General features: G+C 65.2%; 16 protein-coding genes and 2 riboswitches. Of the genes, 6 read left to right on the top strand and 10 right to left on the bottom strand.

Features of this window, described 5'->3' with window-relative positions:
* Positions 1-4 precede the first annotated feature (4 nt).
* From ACFDR6_RS22590 to ACFDR6_RS22570, 5 genes are all read left to right on the top strand, one after another.
* Positions 5-1,528: a sugar ABC transporter ATP-binding protein gene (locus tag ACFDR6_RS22590; RefSeq protein ID WP_375859539.1), complete on the top strand. Its 1,524-nt coding sequence runs from the start codon at positions 5-7 to the stop codon at positions 1,526-1,528.
* Complete coding sequence (locus ACFDR6_RS22585; protein ID WP_317240207.1) at positions 1,521-2,471, top strand: ABC transporter permease; 951 nt, start codon at positions 1,521-1,523, stop codon at positions 2,469-2,471. Before ACFDR6_RS22590 ends, ACFDR6_RS22585 begins: the two co-directional genes overlap by 8 nt.
* Positions 2,468-3,445: an ABC transporter permease gene (locus ACFDR6_RS22580; RefSeq protein WP_212092470.1), complete on the top strand. Its 978-nt coding sequence runs from the start codon at positions 2,468-2,470 to the stop codon at positions 3,443-3,445. Before ACFDR6_RS22585 ends, ACFDR6_RS22580 begins: the two co-directional genes overlap by 4 nt.
* Before the next feature lie 42 nt (positions 3,446-3,487).
* Positions 3,488-4,462 carry a sugar ABC transporter substrate-binding protein gene (locus ACFDR6_RS22575; RefSeq protein WP_375859538.1) on the top strand — a complete coding sequence of 325 codons (975 nt, stop codon included), beginning with the start codon at positions 3,488-3,490 and terminating at the stop codon, positions 4,460-4,462.
* Between the two features lie 70 nt (positions 4,463-4,532).
* A complete protein-coding gene (locus ACFDR6_RS22570; protein ID WP_375859537.1) occupies positions 4,533-4,820 on the top strand; it encodes a YciI family protein in 288 nt (95 codons plus the stop codon).
* Positions 4,821-4,911: 91 nt separating this feature from the next.
* On the opposite strand, the gene ACFDR6_RS22565 is transcribed toward ACFDR6_RS22570, so the two are convergent.
* From ACFDR6_RS22565 to ACFDR6_RS22535, 7 genes are all read right to left on the bottom strand, one after another.
* A complete protein-coding gene (locus ACFDR6_RS22565; protein ID WP_375859536.1) occupies positions 4,912-5,904 on the bottom strand; it encodes an ABC transporter ATP-binding protein in 993 nt (330 codons plus the stop codon).
* The gene (locus tag ACFDR6_RS22560; RefSeq protein WP_375859535.1) at positions 5,901-6,890 is read right to left on the bottom strand and encodes an ABC transporter ATP-binding protein; all 990 of its coding nucleotides are present in this window, start codon (positions 6,888-6,890) and stop codon (positions 5,901-5,903) included. The genes ACFDR6_RS22565 and ACFDR6_RS22560 overlap by 4 nt, the downstream gene beginning before the upstream one ends.
* 31 nt (positions 6,891-6,921) lie before the next feature.
* Positions 6,922-7,845 carry an ABC transporter permease gene (locus ACFDR6_RS22555; RefSeq protein WP_375859534.1) on the bottom strand — a complete coding sequence of 308 codons (924 nt, stop codon included), beginning with the start codon at positions 7,843-7,845 and terminating at the stop codon, positions 6,922-6,924.
* The gene (locus ACFDR6_RS22550) at positions 7,842-8,783 is read right to left on the bottom strand and encodes an ABC transporter permease (protein WP_212092465.1); all 942 of its coding nucleotides are present in this window, start codon (positions 8,781-8,783) and stop codon (positions 7,842-7,844) included. The genes ACFDR6_RS22555 and ACFDR6_RS22550 overlap by 4 nt, the downstream gene beginning before the upstream one ends.
* A 17-nt stretch (positions 8,784-8,800) precedes the next feature.
* Positions 8,801-10,402, bottom strand: coding sequence for an ABC transporter substrate-binding protein (locus ACFDR6_RS22545; protein WP_375859533.1), 1,602 nt, complete (start codon positions 10,400-10,402; stop codon positions 8,801-8,803).
* A gap of 186 nt (positions 10,403-10,588) precedes the next feature.
* On the bottom strand, positions 10,589-12,022 hold the full coding sequence (locus ACFDR6_RS22540) for a PepSY domain-containing protein (RefSeq protein ID WP_375859532.1): 1,434 nt from the start codon (positions 12,020-12,022) through the stop codon (positions 10,589-10,591).
* A 12-nt stretch (positions 12,023-12,034) separates the two neighbouring features.
* Positions 12,035-14,392 carry a TonB-dependent receptor gene (locus ACFDR6_RS22535; protein ID WP_375859531.1) on the bottom strand — a complete coding sequence of 786 codons (2,358 nt, stop codon included), beginning with the start codon at positions 14,390-14,392 and terminating at the stop codon, positions 12,035-12,037.
* A 115-nt stretch (positions 14,393-14,507) separates the two neighbouring features.
* Positions 14,508-14,709: riboswitch (cobalamin riboswitch) on the bottom strand.
* A gap of 72 nt (positions 14,710-14,781) precedes the next feature.
* Here ACFDR6_RS22535 and ACFDR6_RS22530 point away from each other — a divergent pair.
* Positions 14,782-15,354 carry a histidine phosphatase family protein gene (locus ACFDR6_RS22530; RefSeq protein WP_375859530.1) on the top strand — a complete coding sequence of 191 codons (573 nt, stop codon included), beginning with the start codon at positions 14,782-14,784 and terminating at the stop codon, positions 15,352-15,354.
* Here ACFDR6_RS22530 and cobT read toward each other — a convergent pair.
* From cobT to ACFDR6_RS22515, 3 genes are read right to left on the bottom strand one after another with little or no spacing between them, the layout of a single operon-like run.
* Positions 15,347-16,399, bottom strand: coding sequence for a nicotinate-nucleotide--dimethylbenzimidazole phosphoribosyltransferase (gene cobT, locus ACFDR6_RS22525; protein WP_375859529.1), 1,053 nt, complete (start codon positions 16,397-16,399; stop codon positions 15,347-15,349). The two genes, ACFDR6_RS22530 and cobT, sit on opposite strands and share 8 nt — an antisense overlap.
* Before the next feature lie 10 nt (positions 16,400-16,409).
* The gene (gene cobF / locus ACFDR6_RS22520; RefSeq protein WP_375859528.1) at positions 16,410-17,159 is read right to left on the bottom strand and encodes a precorrin-6A synthase (deacetylating); all 750 of its coding nucleotides are present in this window, start codon (positions 17,157-17,159) and stop codon (positions 16,410-16,412) included.
* Positions 17,160-17,199: 40 nt separating this feature from the next.
* On the bottom strand, positions 17,200-17,877 hold the full coding sequence (locus ACFDR6_RS22515) for an energy-coupling factor ABC transporter permease (RefSeq protein ID WP_317240219.1): 678 nt from the start codon (positions 17,875-17,877) through the stop codon (positions 17,200-17,202).
* A 37-nt stretch (positions 17,878-17,914) separates the two neighbouring features.
* A riboswitch (cobalamin riboswitch) is annotated at positions 17,915-18,134 on the bottom strand.
* Positions 18,135-18,158: the final 24 nt, after the last annotated feature.

Genomic DNA, 18,158 nt, shown 5'->3' with positions numbered 1-18,158 from the left:
AGGCATGAACGACGCGCTCCCCATCGAGGTCACCTCGCCGACGCCGCTGCTGGAGCTGCGCGGCATCAGCAAGGAATTTCCCGGCGTCAAGGCGCTGGACGACGTGTCCTTTGCCGTCTACCCCGGCGAGGTCCACATGCTTCTCGGCGAAAACGGCGCCGGCAAGTCGAGCCTGATGAAGGTGTTGTGCGGTGCCTACAGCGCCGATGCCGGCGAGTTCTACCACAAGGGTGAGAAGGTCGCGATCTCATCGACCGCGGACGCGCAGAAGCTCGGCATTGCCGTGATCTTCCAGGAATTCTCGCTGGTCCCCTATCTCGACATCGCCCAGAACATCTTCCTCGGCCGCGAGCCCGGCGGACGCATCCCCGGCACCATCGACCGCCGCAAGATCCTCGCCGATGCGAAGCGCGTGCTCGGCACCATCGGCTTCGACATCGATCCTTCCACGACCGTCGACAAACTCGGCGTGGCACAGCAGCAGATGGTCGAGATCGCGAAGGCGATCAGCCAGAACGCCCGCATCCTCGTCATGGACGAGCCGACCGCCGCGTTGTCCGATCGCGAGACCGAGCTGCTGTTCGAACTGATCGCGCGGTTGAAGGCCGACGGCGTTTCCATCGTCTACATCTCCCACCGCATGGCCGAGGTGTTCGCGATCGGCGATCGCATCACCGTGCTTCGCGACGGCCGCCGCATCGACGGTGTCCGGCCTGCCGACGTCACGCCGGACCAGCTCGTGCGCATGATGGTCGGCCGCAACGTCGACATGACCTACCCGCGCAGTTTTGCCGACAAGCCCGGCGAACTGCTGCTCGAGGTCAAGGGCCTGACCACCGCGACCGGCATCTCCGACATCAACATCGAGGTGCGTCGTGGCGAGATCGTCGGCCTGTGCGGCCTGGTGGGCTCCGGCCGCAGCGAGGTCGCGCGCGCCATCTTCGGCGCCGATCCCGTGACATCGGGCGAGATCATCTTCGACGGCAAGAGCATATCCGGCGAACCGGATCTCGCCGCGCGCCGCGGCATCGCGCTGATCCCGGAGAGCCGCAAGAGCGAGGGCCTCGCGCTGCTGCGCTCGGTGAGCGACAATCTGGTGGTCTCGGCGCTGCGAAAGCTGTTTCCGAGCGGCCTGTTCGACCAGCGCAGCGCACAGCGCACCGCCGACGGCCTGATCCGGCAGCTGCGCATCGCAACGCCGAGTGCGCGCCAGACCGTCGGCCTGCTCTCGGGCGGCAACCAGCAGAAGGTCGTGATCGGCAAGTGGCTGGCGGCCGGCTCGAAGCTCTTCATCTTCGACGAGCCGACCCGCGGCATCGACATCGGCGCCAAATCGGAGATCTTTGCCCTGATCGACCGCCTTGTCGCGGAGGGCGCGGCCGCGCTGATGATCTCGTCCGAGCAGATCGAGATCTGCCACGTCTGCGACCGCGCCTATGTGATGCGCGAAGGGCGCATCGCCGGGCACCTGACCCGCAACGAACTGACCGAGGAGAACATCGTGCGACTGGGGATGCATCATGCGTGAAGCCGTGGTCGTATCACAGCCTAATCCGCTGCAGCGCATTCCCGGCGTTGCCATGGTGCTGGTGCTGCTGATCGCGCTGTTCAGCGTGATCGCACCCGGCTTCCTGTCCGTCGCCAACCTCTCCAATGTGCTGGTGCAGTCGACCATTCTGACCATGCTCGCGTTGCCGATGACGCTGATCATCATGACGGAGGGACTTGACCTGTCGATGGGTGCGGTGCTGACGCTGACCTCGCTGTGCGTCGCAATCGTGTCGCTCGCAACCAATTCGATGCTGCTGGGCCTGGGTGCCGGCCTGCTGGTCGGTACGGCGTTCGGCATCGCCAACGGCTGGCTGGTCGCAATTCTCGGCATTCCGCCTTTCGTCGCGACGCTGGGCACGCTCGGCATGGCGCAGGGTCTGTCACTGATCGTCAGCGACGGCCAGAGCGTTGTCGGCATTCCCCACAGCGTGCGCGACATCTACTCGGCGACGCTTCTCGGTGTGCCCGTCCCGATCGTGATGGCGCTGGTGACGTACGCCGCGTTCCACGGCCTACTCTACCACACCCGTTTCGGCACCTACATTTTCGCGCTCGGCGGCAACCGCGAGGCGCTGCGCTATGCCGGTCTGTCGCCGAACAAGCTGCTGATCGCGGTCTATGCGATCGGTGGCGCCATGGCCGGCATCGCCGGCCTGTTGATGACGGCGCGGATGAACTCCGGCCACCCCACCGCCGGCCTCGGCCTCGAATTCGATGCCATCGCGGCCGTCGCCGTCGGTGGCACCTCGTTCGAGCGCGGCAATGGCTGGCTGCTCGGCACCCTGCTCGGCGTCCTCTCGGTTGGCGTGCTGCGCAACGGGTTGAACCTGATCTCACTGCCGTCCTCGGTGCAGGTCGCAAGCGTCGGCGTCCTCGTCATCCTCGCTCTGTTCCTCGACGGCCTCAGGAGCCGGGCATGACCGACATCAGCAAGGACACAATCACGCCGCCACACTCCCTCCTCTCGCAAGACGCCATCCAGGTGTTCTATCGCCTGCTGGCGGCACTGCTGATCTGCGCGGTGCTTGCCGTGCTCAGCGACTCTTTCCTGAGCCTTGGCAACATCCTCAACGTGCTCAGGCAGGCGAGCCTGACCTTCTTCATCGCTTCCGGCCTGACTCTGGTGGTGCTGACCGCCGGCCTCGATCTCTCGGTCGGCGCCAATGTCGCGCTGTCCGCCTGCATCGCCGGCACGGTGATCCACAAGACCGGCTCGCCGGCGCTCGGCATTCTCACCGGGCTTGCCTGCGGCGGCATCGTCGGCCTCCTCAACGGCATCATGGTCACCGCGCTGCGCATCCCCTCCTTCATCGCCACCTACGGCATGCTCTGGGTGCTGAACGGCCTCACCTATTGGTACATGGCAGGCGAAACCCTGCACGGCTTCCCCGCGGGCTTCCGCCAGATCGGCAGCGGGTATCTGTTCGGCCTGCCCATCCCGGTCTATCTGCTGCTGGTGTTCCTCGGCATCGGGACATTCTTCGCGCAGCGCACGGTCTGGGGACAGGAGATCTATGCGATCGGCGCCAATCCGGTCGCGGCGCGGCTTTCAGGCATTCCCGTCGCGCGCCGCCTGCTGCTGGTCTATGCGGTCTCGGGCACCATGGCGGGACTGGCCTCGATCATCTTCCTGTCGCGGCTCAATTCGGCGGAGGCCGATATCGGCGAGAGCCTGACCTTGCCGGCGATCGCGGCCGTGCTGATCGGCGGCACCTCGCTCTTCGGCGGCGTCGGCACGGTGTTCGGCACCTTCATCGGCGCGCTGATCCTGACTTTGGTGCTGAACGGCATGAACCTGCTGTCGGTCAGCGCCAACTGGCAGCCGCTGGTGACAGGCATCATCGTCATTCTCGCGGTCTGGCTCGACATGAAGACCCGCCGCCGCGCGCAATGAGTTCCTGAACTACCAACAAGCAAAACGAGGGATGGAGGCAACATGAAACGTAAACTGGGTTACCTGACGCTGCCGCTGCTGATGGCCGCGGCATTCACCACGGAAGCGCGCGCCGACGGCGAGACCATCGCGGTCTTCACCAAGAACCAGACCAATCCGTTCTTCCAGACGGTGCGGGTCGGTGCCGACAACATGGCGAAGGTACTGAACGCCAAGACGCTGCAATACATCCCGACCAAGCCGGACTCGATCCCCGAGCAGCTCAGCCAGATCGAGGACGTCGTGGTGAAGAAGCCGAGCGCGATCGTGTTCACGCCGGTCGACTACAAGGCGATGGTGCCCGGCGTCGAGAAGATCAACGAGGCCAAGATCCCGGTCGTCAACATCACCGACCGTTCGGCGGGCGGCAAGTTTCTGTCCTTCGTCGGCGCCGACGATTACAGCCTTGGCCTCGAGACCGCGCGCTTCCTGCTCAAGGCGCTCGGCGGGAAGGGCAACATCGTCATCATCGAGGGCGTCAAGGGCTCGCTGACCAATGTCGACCGCGTCCGCGGCTTCAACGACGCGCTGAAGGAGGCGCCTGGTGTCAAGCTGCTCGCCTCGCAGCCCGGCAACTACCAGCGGCTGCAGGCGCTCCAGGTCATGGAAAACCTGATGCAGTCGAATTCGCAGATCGACGGCGTGCTGGCTGCCAACGACGCCATGGCGGTCGGCGCGATCGAGGCGCTCGACGGTGCGAACCGGAAGGCGCAGGTTATCGGCATCAACGGCACCAAGGAAGCCATCGACGCGATCAAGTCCGGCAAGCTGCTCGCGAGCGGCGACTACAACGGCTTTGCTCAAGGCTGTCTCGGCACCATGATGGCGATCCGCTCCTTGCGCAACCAACCTGTCATCAACGAGATCGTGCTGAAGCCGACCGTGATCACCAAGGACAATTACCAGCCGTTCGACGTGCCGCTGGAGCAGCGGACCTGCCCGACCTTCGAAGACGCGAGCAAGCTCAGCGCCAAGTAAATCCACCCATCACGCCCGGACGGCCGCCTCGGCGGCCGTCCCAAGAACCGAGCCAAGACACGGAGACACCATGCTGTTCGCCATTCACGCCGTCGACCGCGCCGGCGCGCTGCCGACCCGGCTCGCCAATTACGATGCCCACAAGGCCTTCCTGAGCGACACTTCGCGCTTCGGCGTCAAGATCGTGATGTCGGGGCCGCTCATCTCCGACGATGGTCAAACGATGATCGGCAGCCTATTCCTGATCGAGGCGCCCGGCCGCGGCGAGGTTGAGGCCTTCAACCGCGCCGATCCCTTTGCCGCCGCCGGCATCTGGGAAAAAGTGACGATCACGGGCTTCCTGCGCCGGCAGGGTTGAGGCCGGCCCCATCAAAACTGCGAAAACAACCCCATGCACAGTCGAATGGGGTTTGTTTTCATTGACGAATTTCTGATGCAGATTTCACCCTTCAGCCGCTCATCGCCGCAGCGCCGTCCTCGAGATGACAGGCCACCCACTGCTCGTCCCCGGCCGCGCGGAGCACCGGCTCTTCGACCCGGCAGCGATCGAACACGAGCGGACAGCGGGTATGGAATCGGCAGCCCTTTGGCGGATTGATCGGGCTCGGAACGTCGCCCTTCAGGATGATGGGATTGCGCTCGGCGCCGGGCTCGGGCAGCGGCACTGCGGAGAGCAGCGCCCTGGTGTAGGGATGTCTCGGTGCGGCAAATATCTCGCGGCGCGGGGCGACCTCGACGATCTTGCCGAGATACATCACGGCGACGCGGTGGGTCATGTGCTCGACGATCGCAAGATCGTGGCTGATGAACAGCAGCGCGAGGCCGAACTCGCGCTGGAGATCCTGCAGCAGATTGACGATCTGCGCCTTGACCGAGACGTCGAGCGCCGAGACCGCCTCGTCGCAGACGATCAGCTCGGGCTCGGCCGCGAGCGCCCGCGCGATGCCAATGCGCTGGCGTTGGCCGCCGGAGAATTCGTGCGGCCTGCGGTTCAGCGCCTCGCGCGGCAGGCGCACGGTGTCCATCAGTGACGTGACGCGCAGCTCGAGATCTTCCGCCGATTTGGCGAGGCCGAAATTGCGGATCGGCTCGGCCAGGATGTCGCGCACGCGCATGCGCGGATTGAGGCTCGAGAACGGATCCTGGAACACCACCTGCACACGGCGGCGCATCTGCCGCATCGTGCTTGGTGCGGCGTCGTCGATGCGTTGGCCATCGAGGATCACCTGGCCTGCGGTGATGTCGAACAGTCGCAGAATGGCGCGGCCGACCGTCGACTTGCCGCAGCCGGACTCGCCGACCAGCGACAGCGTCTCGCCGCGCGCGATCTCGAAGGAGACGCCGTCGACCGCATAGACCCATTCGGACTTGCGCTGGAAGAGGCCCTTCTTGACCGGAAAGTGTTTCTTGAGGTCGTTGACCTGGAGCAACGGAATACTCATGCCGCGACGGCCCCCTTGGCCGCGTAATGGCAGGCGGCGATGTGGCGAGGCCCTTTCTCTTCGAGCCCCGGCGCATATTGCCGGCACAGATCGGTCGCAAGCGCGCAGCGGCCCGCGAAGACGCAGCCGCTGATGGGCTTGCGCAGGTCAGGCACCTGCCCGGGAATCTCGGCAAGCCTCCGTGCCGTGCCTGTTAGCGACGAGCCGAGCCGCGGCACCGCACCGAGCAAGCCTTGCGTATAGGGGTGCCGCGGCGAACGGAACAGCTCGGCCACAGGGGCTTCCTCGACCTTGCGGCCGGCATACATCACCATGACGCGTTCGGCGATCTCGGCGACGACGCCGAGATCGTGGGTGATCAGAATGATGGCAGCGCCGACCCGGCTCTTCAGGTCCAGCATCAGCTTGAGGATCTGCGCCTGGATGGTCACGTCGAGCGCGGTGGTCGGCTCGTCGGCGATCAGAAGCTTGGGATTGCAGGCGAGCGCGATCGCGATCATGACGCGCTGGCGCATGCCGCCGGAGAGCTGATGCGGATATTCGCGCACGCGGCGCTTCGGCTCGGGAATGCCGACCAGCGTCAGCATCTCGATCGCGTGCGCCTCGGCGGCCTGCTTGTCGAGACCCTGATGGATCATCAAGGTCTCGCGGATCTGACGGCCGACGGTGAGCACCGGGTTCAGGCTCGTCATCGGCTCCTGGAAGATCATCGAGATGTCGTTGCCGCGGATCGCGCGCATCTCGCGGTCGGAAAGCTTAAGGAGGTCCCTGCCCGCAAAGCGGATGGTCCCTGCGATCCTGCCCGGCGGCTCCGGGATCAATCGCATCAGCGACATCGAGGTCACGGACTTGCCGCAGCCAGACTCGCCGACGATGGCGAGCGTCTCTCCTTCGTTGACATGGAAGGACACGCCGTCGACCGCGCGGTTGATGCCGCCGGGAGTGCGGAAATGGGTCTGGAGATTTTCGACTTCGAGCAAAGCCATCGCGATCAGCCTCGACGCATCAGAGGCGACATCACAGACTCTTCGCCATGCGCGGATCGAGCGCATCGCGAAGGCCGTCGCCAAGCAAATTCACGGCGAGAACCGTGACGGAGAGGAAGGCCGCCGGGAAGAATACGATGTAGGGCTTGACCTGCCACAGCGCGCGGCCCTCGGCCATGATGTTGCCCCAGGATGGAATGGTCGGCGGCGTCCCGGCGCCGATGAACGACAGGATCGCCTCGGTGATCATGGCGCTGGCGCAGATGTAGGTCGCCTGCACCAGCATCGGTGCCACCGTGTTGGGCAGGATATGCCGGAGAATGATCATCGGCGTGCGCGTGCCGCAGGCGACGGCTGCGTCCACGTAGGGCTGCTCACGCAGGGACAGCACCACGCTGCGGACGAGGCGCGAGACACGCGGGATCTCGGCAACGGTGATGGCGAGGATGACGTTGCCGACGCTGCCCCGCGTCAGCGCCATCAGCGCGATCGCGAGCAGGATCGGCGGGATCGACATCAAACCATCCATGAAGCGCATCAGAATGCCGTCGGCCCAGCGGATGAAGCCGGAGACCATGCCGATGGCGAGACCGGCGGCGGACGCGAAGATGGCAACTGACAGGCCGACCGTGAGCGAGACGCGGGCGCCATAGAGCACGCGCGAATAGATGTCGCGGCCGAGCACGTCGGTGCCGAACCAGAAATCGGCCGACGGTGCGCGGGTGCGTTTTGCCGGCGCGAGCGCGGTCGGATCGACCGTCCCGAGATAGGGCGCGAAGATCGCGATCAGGACCAGCGTCAGCAGCAGCGCGCCGCCGATCGCAACGGTGGGGTGGCCGCGCAACAACCCGATCAAGCCTCGCCGGATCGTGACCGGCCGGAGGATCTCGGGCAGTTGCGGGGCAAGGACGAGGCCGGTCGGGAGCGATTGCGGATTGACGGTCGTATCGGTCAATAGCGGATCCTCGGGTCAACGAGCGTGTAGATGACGTCGATCATCAGATTGACGAGGACGTAGACGAAGCTGAACAGCAGCACGATGCCCTGGATGACGGGATAGTCCCGGCGCAGGATGGCATCGATCGTGAGCCGGCCGAGGCCGGGGATTGCGAACACGCTTTCGGTGACCACCGCGCCGCCGATCAGGAGCGCGATGCCGATGCCGATCACGGTCACGATCGGCACCGCCGCGTTCTTCAGCGCGTGAATGAACAGGATGCCGCCCTGCCCGAGGCCCTTGGCCTTGGCCGTGCGGATATAGTCCTGTTGCAACACTTCGAGCATGGCGGCACGGGTGATGCGCGCGACCAGCGCGATATAGACGCAGCCGAGCGCGATCGCCGGCAGGATCAGGTTCTCCAGCCACGGCCAGAAACCTTGCGTGAGCGGCGTATAGCCCTGCACCGGCAGCCATTCCAGCTCGAGCGCGAAGACGTAGGCGAGCATGTAGCCGACCACGAAGACCGGTAGCGAGAAGCCGAACACGGCAAAGCCCATGATGACGCGGTCGATCAGGCTGCCGGCCTTCCACGCCGCCACCACGCCGAGCGGCACCGCCACCACGATCGTGAGCAGCAGCGTGACGATCATCAGCGACAGCGTCGGCCCCAAGCGCTGTCCGATCATCGCCGACACCGGCAGGTTGGTGAAGATCGAGGTGCCGAGATCGCCGTGCAGGATGCGCCAGACCCAGCTTCCGAACTGGATCAGGAAGGGCCGGTCGAGGCCGAGACTCTGGCGGATGCGCTCCACATCCTCCGGGCTCGCCTGGTCGCCCGCGATCACCACGGCCGGATCACCCGGCGCAATGTAGAGCAGGCTGAACACGAACAGTGCGACGATTGCCATGACCGGCAAGGTCGCGACGATGCGACGGAGGATGTAAGAGAGCATCTGGCCTCAGCGCGCGATCATGCGGACTTCGACACGCCCCAGAAGAACGGCAGCGGCCCCTTGGTGATGCCGGAGACGTTCTTGCGCCAGGCCGTGTAGGTCAGGAAGAAGCCGGTCGGCGCGTAGACGACATCCTCGATCGCCGCCTTGTTGACCCGTCCGATCGCCGCCTTCTCTTCGTCGACACTCTTGGCGTCAAACCAGCCAGTGATCTCCTTCTCGGTGTTCGGGCTGTTCGGCCAGCCGAACCAGGCCTTGTCTCCGTTGGCGCGGATGGCCGTGTAGGCGGCGGGCGTGATGCAATCGGCGCCGGCATGCCAGCTGTGGAACATGTTCCAGCCGCCCTGTCCCGGTGGTGTCTTTGCGGCGCGACGGGAGCCGACCGTGCCCCAATCGGTCGCGACGAAGTCGACATTCATGCCGAGCTTCTTCAGCAGGTCCGCGGTGACGTCGCCTTGCGCCTTCGTGATCGGCTGATCCTGCGCGACCAGGCACGTCACCGGCTGGCCGGAATAGCCGCTCTCGGCCAGAAGCTTCTTGGCGGCGTCGAGGTCGCGCTTGCCCTTCAGGATCTCGCCGCCCATATCGTTGTAAACAGGCGTGTCCGGCGTGAAGAAGCCGGGCAACGACTTCCACAATGCGTTGTCGTCGCCGACGATGGCGCGCATGTAGTCTTCCTGGCTGAGCGCCATCAGCACCGCACGCCGCGCCCGCACGTCGTTGAACGGCGCGAACAGATGGTTCATGCGGAACGAGCCGATATTGCCGAGGGGATCGCCGATGTCGACGCTGATGTTCTTGTTCTTCTTCAGCACGGGCACGAGATCGGCGATGGGGTTTTCCCACCAGTCGACCTCGCCGTTCTGCAATGCGGCTGCTGCAGTGGCCGGATCCGGCATCACGATCCACTCGATACGATCGACCATGATCTGCTTGCCGCCGGCCAGCCACGACGCCTTCTCCTGCCGCGGCACGTAATCGGTGAACTTCTCGAACACCGACTTGGCGCCGGGGACCCATTCGCTCTTGGCGAACTTCATCGGGCCCGAGCCGATATATTCGGTGATCTGCTTGAAGGGATCGGTCTTGGCGATGCGCTCGGGCATGATGAAGGAGCATGGCGCGTTGTTCTTGGCGAGCGCGTAGAGCATTTTCGGGAAGGGCTGCTTCAAGACCCATTTGAAGGTGCGGTCGTCGACGGCGGTCAATTCCTGCTGGATCGCGAGGATCATCAGCCCCATCGGATCGCGTGCAGCCCAGCGCGACAGGCTCGCAACGACGTCCTTGGCAAGCACCGGCTCGCCGTCGTGGAACTTGAGGCCCGGGCGCAGCTTGAAGGTCCAGATCTTGCCGTCGTCGGAGGTCTCCTCGGACTCGACCATTTGCCGCTGCGGCTGCAGTCGCGCATCGATGCCGTAAAGCGTGTCCCACACCATCGCCGCGGCATTGCGCACGACATATTGCGTGCCCCAGATCGGATCGAAATTGGCGAGATTGGCCTGCGGCACGAAGCGGAGCGTGCGAGCCGAGGCGCCTTGCGCGATGGCCGGGGCCGAGAGTCCAGTCAATGCCAGACCGCCCGCGCCCGCCAGTCCCTTCAATACGGTCCTGCGATCCATGAAGTCCTCCCAGTAATGCCAGTGATCCGGCCATCGTTGGCCAAGGGCAGGTGAAACCAGAGCCCATTCGCTTGCAAATGGTATGCCACTAACCGGCCCTTCGCCAGCAGGATCTCACCGCTATTTGGACCCTCCCAAGCCTCGAAGAGCCGCCGCGCGTTGCGATCGTCGCTGGTTCGCCTGAGGTCAGCCTGTCAGGGAGAGCCGCAAGCGCCGCCAGCCGATGACGACGCCGGTCATGGAGAACACGAAGCCTAGCGCACAGAGGCCGACGATCATGACATCGCGCAAACGCGGATGTGCCATGAGAATCGGAAAATCGAGTGTGTGGAGTGCGCCATACAGCCAACGATAGGCGCGGCGCGAGGCATCCAGCCGTTGCAGCACGCGGCCGTCCGCGCCATCGATGTCGAACCAGAGATCGCCGCAGCGCGAGCGAAAGACAGGAGCAGCCGGGAGAGCCGATCGCATGAGGTAGACATCGTCATCGGCGACGACGACCGGCGTCTTGCAGTCCGGGGAGAGGCGCGCCGTCAGTGCCGATACCTCGCGCGCGCTGAGAAAGGCCGTCCGCTGCTGGTGCGGCAGATCCCCTGCCCCGATCAATCTCTGATCATCGAGCGCGACGCGGTCGCGCCGATAGACAGTGCCATTGAAGCCGAACCATTCGACCTCGCGGGCCGAGGAGGATATTGGCTGGCGATCGAGCGATGCGACCTCCCGCCAATCCGGCGCACCGTTGATCACGCCGGCCTCTGGAGGCATCAACTGTCCGGGCGAGAACAACCGCCCGTGGTCCATCGAGAGCCAGCCGCTGAAGATCCAGGTGAGCACGAACACCATCGCCGCCAGGCCGAGGAGGTGATGCAACGCGTGCCAGCCGCGGTAAGGCGTTGCGAGTTGACCGTCCCTCATCCGCAGCCGGATGATCCCGAGCGCCGCGCCAAGCACGGCCGCGATCAGGGCCAGCAGCGACAATGTCCAGACGACGCCGTCCCATAGCGCCCAATTTCGCCTCAGCACGGTCGGATAGATCCAGTGCAGCACGCTGCCCACGAGGTTCCACCCCCGTTCGCTCCGTATCGTGTCGAGGACCACTTCGCCGGTGCGCGAGGAGACGTATATTTCCGTGCCGTCGGGATCTGCGAGCACGATGCGAAACAGCGGGCGATGTCGATCGAAGCCGTTCGGCACGGTCCACTGATCGTGGTCCGCCTGCGCCTGCACTGTTGCTTGCGCGGCGTCGAGCCCGCGACGGCTGGCATGATCGCGCGCAATCGCGAGAGCGATGTCGACCGACCTCACCAAGGCGTCACCTCCGTCGGACGCGTGCAACGCGCGCAGCCCCGATGCTCCCGCGACAACGTAAGCGAGTCCATCGCTGCGCCGGATCAACCTGACCCGTGTCGCGTCCCTCATTCCACTCGCGACCACGGCGTCCGCAACCGCGATCTGCGGCTCCGCGCGCTCGACCGGCGCGAGCCCTGCAAATCGCTCCGCTTCCGTCAGCGACGGAAACGGAACGAAGTGCATGACGATGCCGGTCGCGAACCACATCGCGAACAGCAGGCAGAACGCAATCCCGAGCCAGCGGTGCAGCAGGACGGTCGCGCGCATCATGCGGTCAGCGTCCTACCATTTGAAGGACGCCGAGAGTTCGTAGGTTCGGGGCGCGCCCAGGAGAATCTGGTCCGGATAGAACGGATCGCCCCAGATCGCGTAGCGCTTGTCCGTGATGTTGCGAACGCGGAAAGTCAGCCTGGCCTTCTCCACCGCGTTGAACACTGTCCTGGGGATGTCGACGAAGGCGTAGACGTCGGCAACGGTATACGCCTTCATTGTCACCGTGTTGGCGTCGGTGTTGTAGCGGTCGCCGACATGGCGGCCGGTGATGCCGAGCTCCACCGGCCAGGGCGTGAAGAACCGGTAGGACGCGCCGGCGTTCGCGACGATGCGCGGCACGTTCGGCGGCGTATTGCCGGAAAACGAGCCGCCGGTGAAATTGTAATCGGCATAGCGCGCATCGACATAGGCGATGTTGCCCCATAGCCTCAACGGTTCGATCGGCCGAACGGACGCGGCGAGCTCGACGCCCTTGGATTCCTGTCGTCCCGCGATGTTGAGTTGCATCCCGCCGGCCGCTGCATAGACATTCTTGCGCTGGATGTCGTATGCCGAGAACGACCATTCGGCCCTGTTGTCCCAGAACAGGTGTTTGACGCCGGTCTCGTAGGTGCGCGCGGTGGTCAGGTCGAGCGGCTGGGTGGGTGCGAGCAGGAAGATGTTATTGGCTGCGACGTCGGCGCCGGTGGCGTATTGGCTGTAGAAGGTCAGGCCGGGAACGGCCTCCCAGGTGTAGCCGATGCGGCCGGTCACCGGCGCCCAGTCTTTGGTGTACGGAAAACCTGCCTTTACGAGGCCGTTGACGTCGGTCGAGTTGCGGTCGAGCCCGATATGTTCGACGCGCAGGCCACCAACCAGCGCGAAGCTGCGCGTCAGCTTCAGCCGGTCTTCGAACGACAGCGCCTCGTTGTCGATGCGCGCGGTCTGTTGCTGCGTCGTGAGCAGGCCGTAAAAGCCACGGTTGGGATCGACCAGCGAAACGGAATCGCCGGGAAAGTTCGCCGCGCCGGGCCTGACGAAATCGAGATAGCTCGACGAGAGCGTCGTGACCAGCCGGTTGTCGAAACCGGCGATATCGGTATCCCAGATCAGGTCGGTGACGTTGCCGACCAGGCGCTGGCTGTGCGCGACATAGAAGCGCTCGCGATCGACCAGGTTCGTGGTGGAATTGAACGCCTCGATCTCATTGTTGAACCATTTGCGCTCGGCGCCGTAGCCGTACGCCTGGCTTTTCAACGTCAGGTCAGGCGCCAGCTTCAGCTCGAAACCGCCACGCAGCCATACTTCCTGCGCCACGTTCTTGTTGTCGAGCACGTTGTAGTTGGTGTTGAAGGTGCGGTCGTCGATGGTGACAGCACCGAGATTGGTTCCGTTGTAGTTCGAGACGTAATTGCCGGAGACGATGCCGCTCGTCGCGTGCGAGCCGCTGAAGGCGATCGGCACCAGCGGTGCGCCCCAATAGGCTTTCGAGCGGTCCTCGCGGTACTCGATCGCGCCCCAGATCTTGAGGCTGTCCGAGATGCGGTAATTGAGCTGGCCGGACGTGCCGAACGTCTTGACGTTGGTGTCGTCGGCAAAGCCGTTGAGCGCGGAACGGCTGATGTCGAAGCGGTAATCGAGGCCTTGCACGTTGGTGCTGCCGCCCGAACCGTAATGGGTGCGGAACGAGTTCAGCGAATCCCAGGAGAAATCAGCTTCGTTCCGGATAGCTCCGGTGTGCGGCTGCTTGGTGACGAAGTTGACGGCTCCGCCGGCGGCGCCCTCGCCCGACATCAGCGAGGCCGGACCTTTGAGGAATTCCACCGCCTCCAGATTGGCGGTGTCGGTGATCCGCGAGGTCATGTTCTGCGGACCGATCTTGATGCCGTTGTAGAGCGTGTTGATCTGGCTGTTGGTGAAGCCGCGCATGGAAAAGCCCGCAGGCTCGGCTGGATTGTCGCCGGAGGTAACGCCGACGGCGCCCTGCGCCACCTCGGACACGGTGCGATAGCCCTGCTCGCGCATCGTCTCGGCCGAGATCACCTCGACGGTTGCGGGCGTCTGCCGCACCGCCAGGCCGAGCCGCGAGGCGCTTTCGGCCACGGCATTGGAGTTGAGCGGCGTCGGTGCGGTCGCGGCGGGCAAGGCGGGCGTGGGCGCCGTTACTGCGCTCGCCGGCCTGCGCGCGGCCGCGCGGCGCGGGCTTTGCGCGTCCCGGCCGGCTGGTCTCGCCTGCTTGCGGGCCTCGGCCGGCGATACCTCGACAGGCGGCAGGGGTTCGCGCAGCTGCTGCGCCAGCGCAGCGGGCAGATCGAGAACGGCAAAGAATGTGAGGGCGGTGGAGGCGAGCAGGAATTCTCGCGATCGTACGATGCGGATGGACAACACGGTTTCGGACCTCGGTATGACGTCAGTGGCACGTCACAGCGAACGAGGTCTCACCTTTGGCCTTGCAGCCGTCCGATGAAGCCGAATGCCTGTACTCCCCGACCGACATCTTCGCGTGTGACCACGGCTGACGGCAGGTCTCCTGGCTCGCGGGTCAGTACCTTGCATCGCCTTCCCGGGACCGAGATACCCAGTGGCTCGTGAGGCAAGATTCGCCGCTCACAGTTGCGGGGGCAGCCACGGCATTGGGGACAACGTCCCCGCACCGCATTCCCTTTTCATCCCCTCTCGGGGAAACCGTCGGGAGCATCTAGGATTACCATCAAGACAGAGTCAATGTGCGAGTTGCGGCGTTATGGTCACCACGACCAACTTCCTTGGAGATGAGCATGGAAGGCGAGACCTTCCTCTGGCTGATACGGCACGCACCCGTCGAGGGCGTGAAGGGGACGATCCACGCCGCCGACGCGCCGGCCGATCTCGGCGACCACGCGCAACTGGAGGCGCTGCAGCGGCGTCTGCCTGGGAATGCCGTCAGCTATGCCAGCCCCTCGCGGCGCACGGTCGAAACTGCGCGCGCACTGGGGCTCGAACCGGAGTTGATCGGTGAATTCCGCGAGCAGGATTTCGGCGACTGGACAGGCCATCGGCACGACGAGCTTTCCGCAACCGGCGGCGAGACTTACGCGCAGTTCTGGAGTGATCCGGCTGGCGGACGCCCGCCGGGCGGCGAGAGCTTTGCGGATCAGGTCGCGCGCGTCCGGCTGGGTCTGTCGCGGATCGGGACCGGATCGGCCACGCTCGTCGTGCATTCCGGCACCATCCGCGCCGCGCTCTGCATCGCGCTGGACCTCACGCCACAAGCCGCCCTGCGCTTCGTGATCGATCCGCTGTCGCTGACCCGGATCGATCGCCTGGCGGCCGGCTGGCGCGTCGTCGCTGTCAATCAGCGGATCAGCTAGGTCTGTCAGGCACGTTGGCCTGTGCGAATGTTGCCATGCCGTTGTGGAGCGCGCAGGCGAGGCGCACCAGCGGCAGCGCGATGGCAGCCCCCGATCCCTCGCCGAGCCTGAGATCGAGGCTGATCAGCGGCTGCACGTTCAGTGCCCGCAGCACCAGACGATGCCCCTGCTCGGCCGATTGATGCGAGGCAAGCAGGAACGGCTGGCACGACGGATTCAGCCGCACTGCTGCGAGCGCTGCCACCGACACGATGAAACCGTCGATCATGACCGGGATGCGGGCTTGCGCGGCCGCGATGATCGCCCCTGAGATCGCCGCGATCTCGAGGCCGCCGACGGCGCACAGGATTTTGTCGGTCGTCTCCCCCGCAACGCCATGCAGCGCAATCGCGGCATCGATCACGCGTGCCTTGTGCGCGCGGCCGGCCGCATCGACACCGGTGCCGCTGCCTGCAATCTCCCCGGCACTCACGCCGAGCAGGCCCGCCGCAATCGCCGCCGACGCCGTGGTGTTGCCGATGCCCATCTCGCCGAAGATCAGCAGATCGGGCTGATTGGTCGCCGCACGCGCAACCGCGCGCCGGCCGGCTTCAAAAGCAAACGCCAGCTCCGCAGGCTGGAGCGCGGCCTCGACGCTGAAATCGCGGGTGCCGCCGCGCGGCTTGTCGGTGATGATGCCGCCCATCTCGCCTGGCGCCAGCGTGCCGGCGTCGACCACCTCCAGGCTCGAACCAAGCTCCTGCGCCAGCACCGAGATCGCCGCGCCGCCGGCGGCAAAATTCGCCATCATCGCGATGGTCACTTCTTGCGGATAGGCCGAGACGCCTTGCGCGACGATGCCGTGATCGCCGGCGAAGACGATGATCGGCACGCGCGCGGCGCGGGGCAGCTCCGTCGCCTGCAGGCCGGCAAGCTCGATCGCAAGCTGCTCGAGCCGGCCGAGTGCACCGGTTGGTTTTGTGAGCTGCGCCTGCCGCGCGATCGCCGCCTCGCGATGGAGCGCGGAGATTTCGGGGCACTGTCGATAGACCCATTCGGGGAGCATGCTGCCTCGCTTAACCCGCGCGCTTGAGGATGTAGCTGTCCATGATCCAGCCGTGCCGCGCGCGTGCATCCTGCCGCGCGGCGACGATGCGCTCGCCGACATCGGCCAGCGCGCCGGACAGGATGATCTGATCGGGCATGCCGAGATAGGCTCCCCAATAGATGTGGAGACCTGCCGCATCCAGCGACTGGAACGCCGTGCCGCCGTCGAGCATCACCACCACGGTGTCGACACCTTGCGGCCAGCCGCCCTCGCGCAAGCGCCGCCCCGTCGTGACCAGAAAAGGCTCGCCGATATCATTGAGCGGCAACGCATGTGCAGCGCAGAGCGCCTGGATCGAGGTGATGCCGGGCACGACCTCGATGTCAGGCGCCGGATTGAGCCGACGCGCAATGCGCAGCGAGGAATCGTAGAGCGAGGGATCGCCCCAGATCAGCAGCGCAACCTTGCCCTCGCCTGCAAGGTGTCTTGCGATCGTCTGCGACCAGGTCGCGGCCACCGCATCGTGCCAATCGTCCACGCCCTTGCGGTAATCCGTTTCACCGGCGTCGCGCACGGGAAGATCGAACTCGGCGATTTCGGTCTTGTCGCTTGTGAGCACGTCCGCGCAGATCGTCCGACGGAGATCGGCAAGGTCGGACTTCGCCGTTCCCTTGCGCGGGATCAGGACGAGATCGGCCGCGTTGATGGCGCGGATCGCGGCGCGCGTGAGCTGGTCGGGATCGCCGCAGCCGATGCCTATCAGGGAGAGCGTGAGCATCGCGAGCGCGAGGGGCGGCGTACCGCCCCTCGCTGATCTCTCAGGCCGCGTTGTGCAGGCGCGGGGTAACGAGGCCGGGCGCGGTGACCCCACGCAGCGACTTCGCCAGCGCCAGCACGGCGAGATCGGCGAGCGGCTCGATCACGATGACGAGCGCGTAGGACGCCGCGAACGTCGCAATGCTCGCGAGGTTGCTCATCGCAAAACCGGAGCCATAGAGAGCCCAGAACGCCACCCAGGCGATCACGCCGGCCTGGTAGGTCGTCGAGAGCGCCAGCGCCTGCCGGTACTTGAGATCGACATAGGCGGTGTTGCGCGGAATGATCCGCGTGGCGATCGCCTGGATCGCGAACAGCGGCACCAGCAGTGTGGTGACGTTCATGCCGTATTGCGGCAGGTCGGGTGGCTCAAAGAAGATGCCCTGGAACAGCAGGCCGAAGGCGAGGCCAAAGGCGGCAGGCGCAGGGCCGAACAGCAAGAACAAGGTCGAGCCGAGAATGAAGTGGACTTCGGAGACGCCGACCGGGAAGTGCGGCAGGATCTCGAAGAAGATGAAGACGAGCGCCGTCGTGGCCAGCGTCCGCACGGCGAACGAGACGACGCCCTGCTCGCGCACGGTCTCGGCCGCGAGCTTCAAGGCAACGCCACCTGCGGCGATGCCGGTTGCGTAACTCAACATGAGCTTGGCGTCGGATACCAGTCCGGGTTCGATATGCATGGCTCAATTCCTTCCTGCCGTCACACCCGACGGCCTTGGCCTCAAAACGTGCAGGGCCGGTCTCCTGGCTCGCGGTTCACTGGGGTTCTTCGGCCTTCCCGAGCCTTGCGGCCCAGTGGCTGATCGAAGTCCCTCACCGCTTACAGTCGCGGGGGCGGCTGGGGTTTTGGGCGCCGCAACTTGGTCCGCCCACCCCCATTCCCGATTATGCTCCGGCGCTTTGCGCCGCGTTGAGCACCATGCCTCTCCTGTGTGCCCCTTTCGGCGAGCCTGCGTCAAGG

The sequence above is a fragment of the Bradyrhizobium tunisiense genome (assembly GCF_042263385.1).
Classification (GTDB): domain Bacteria; phylum Pseudomonadota; class Alphaproteobacteria; order Rhizobiales; family Xanthobacteraceae; genus Bradyrhizobium; species Bradyrhizobium tunisiense.
The sequence above is the reverse complement of the archived record's forward strand: the minus strand, read 5'-3'. Positions and strand labels throughout refer to the sequence as shown.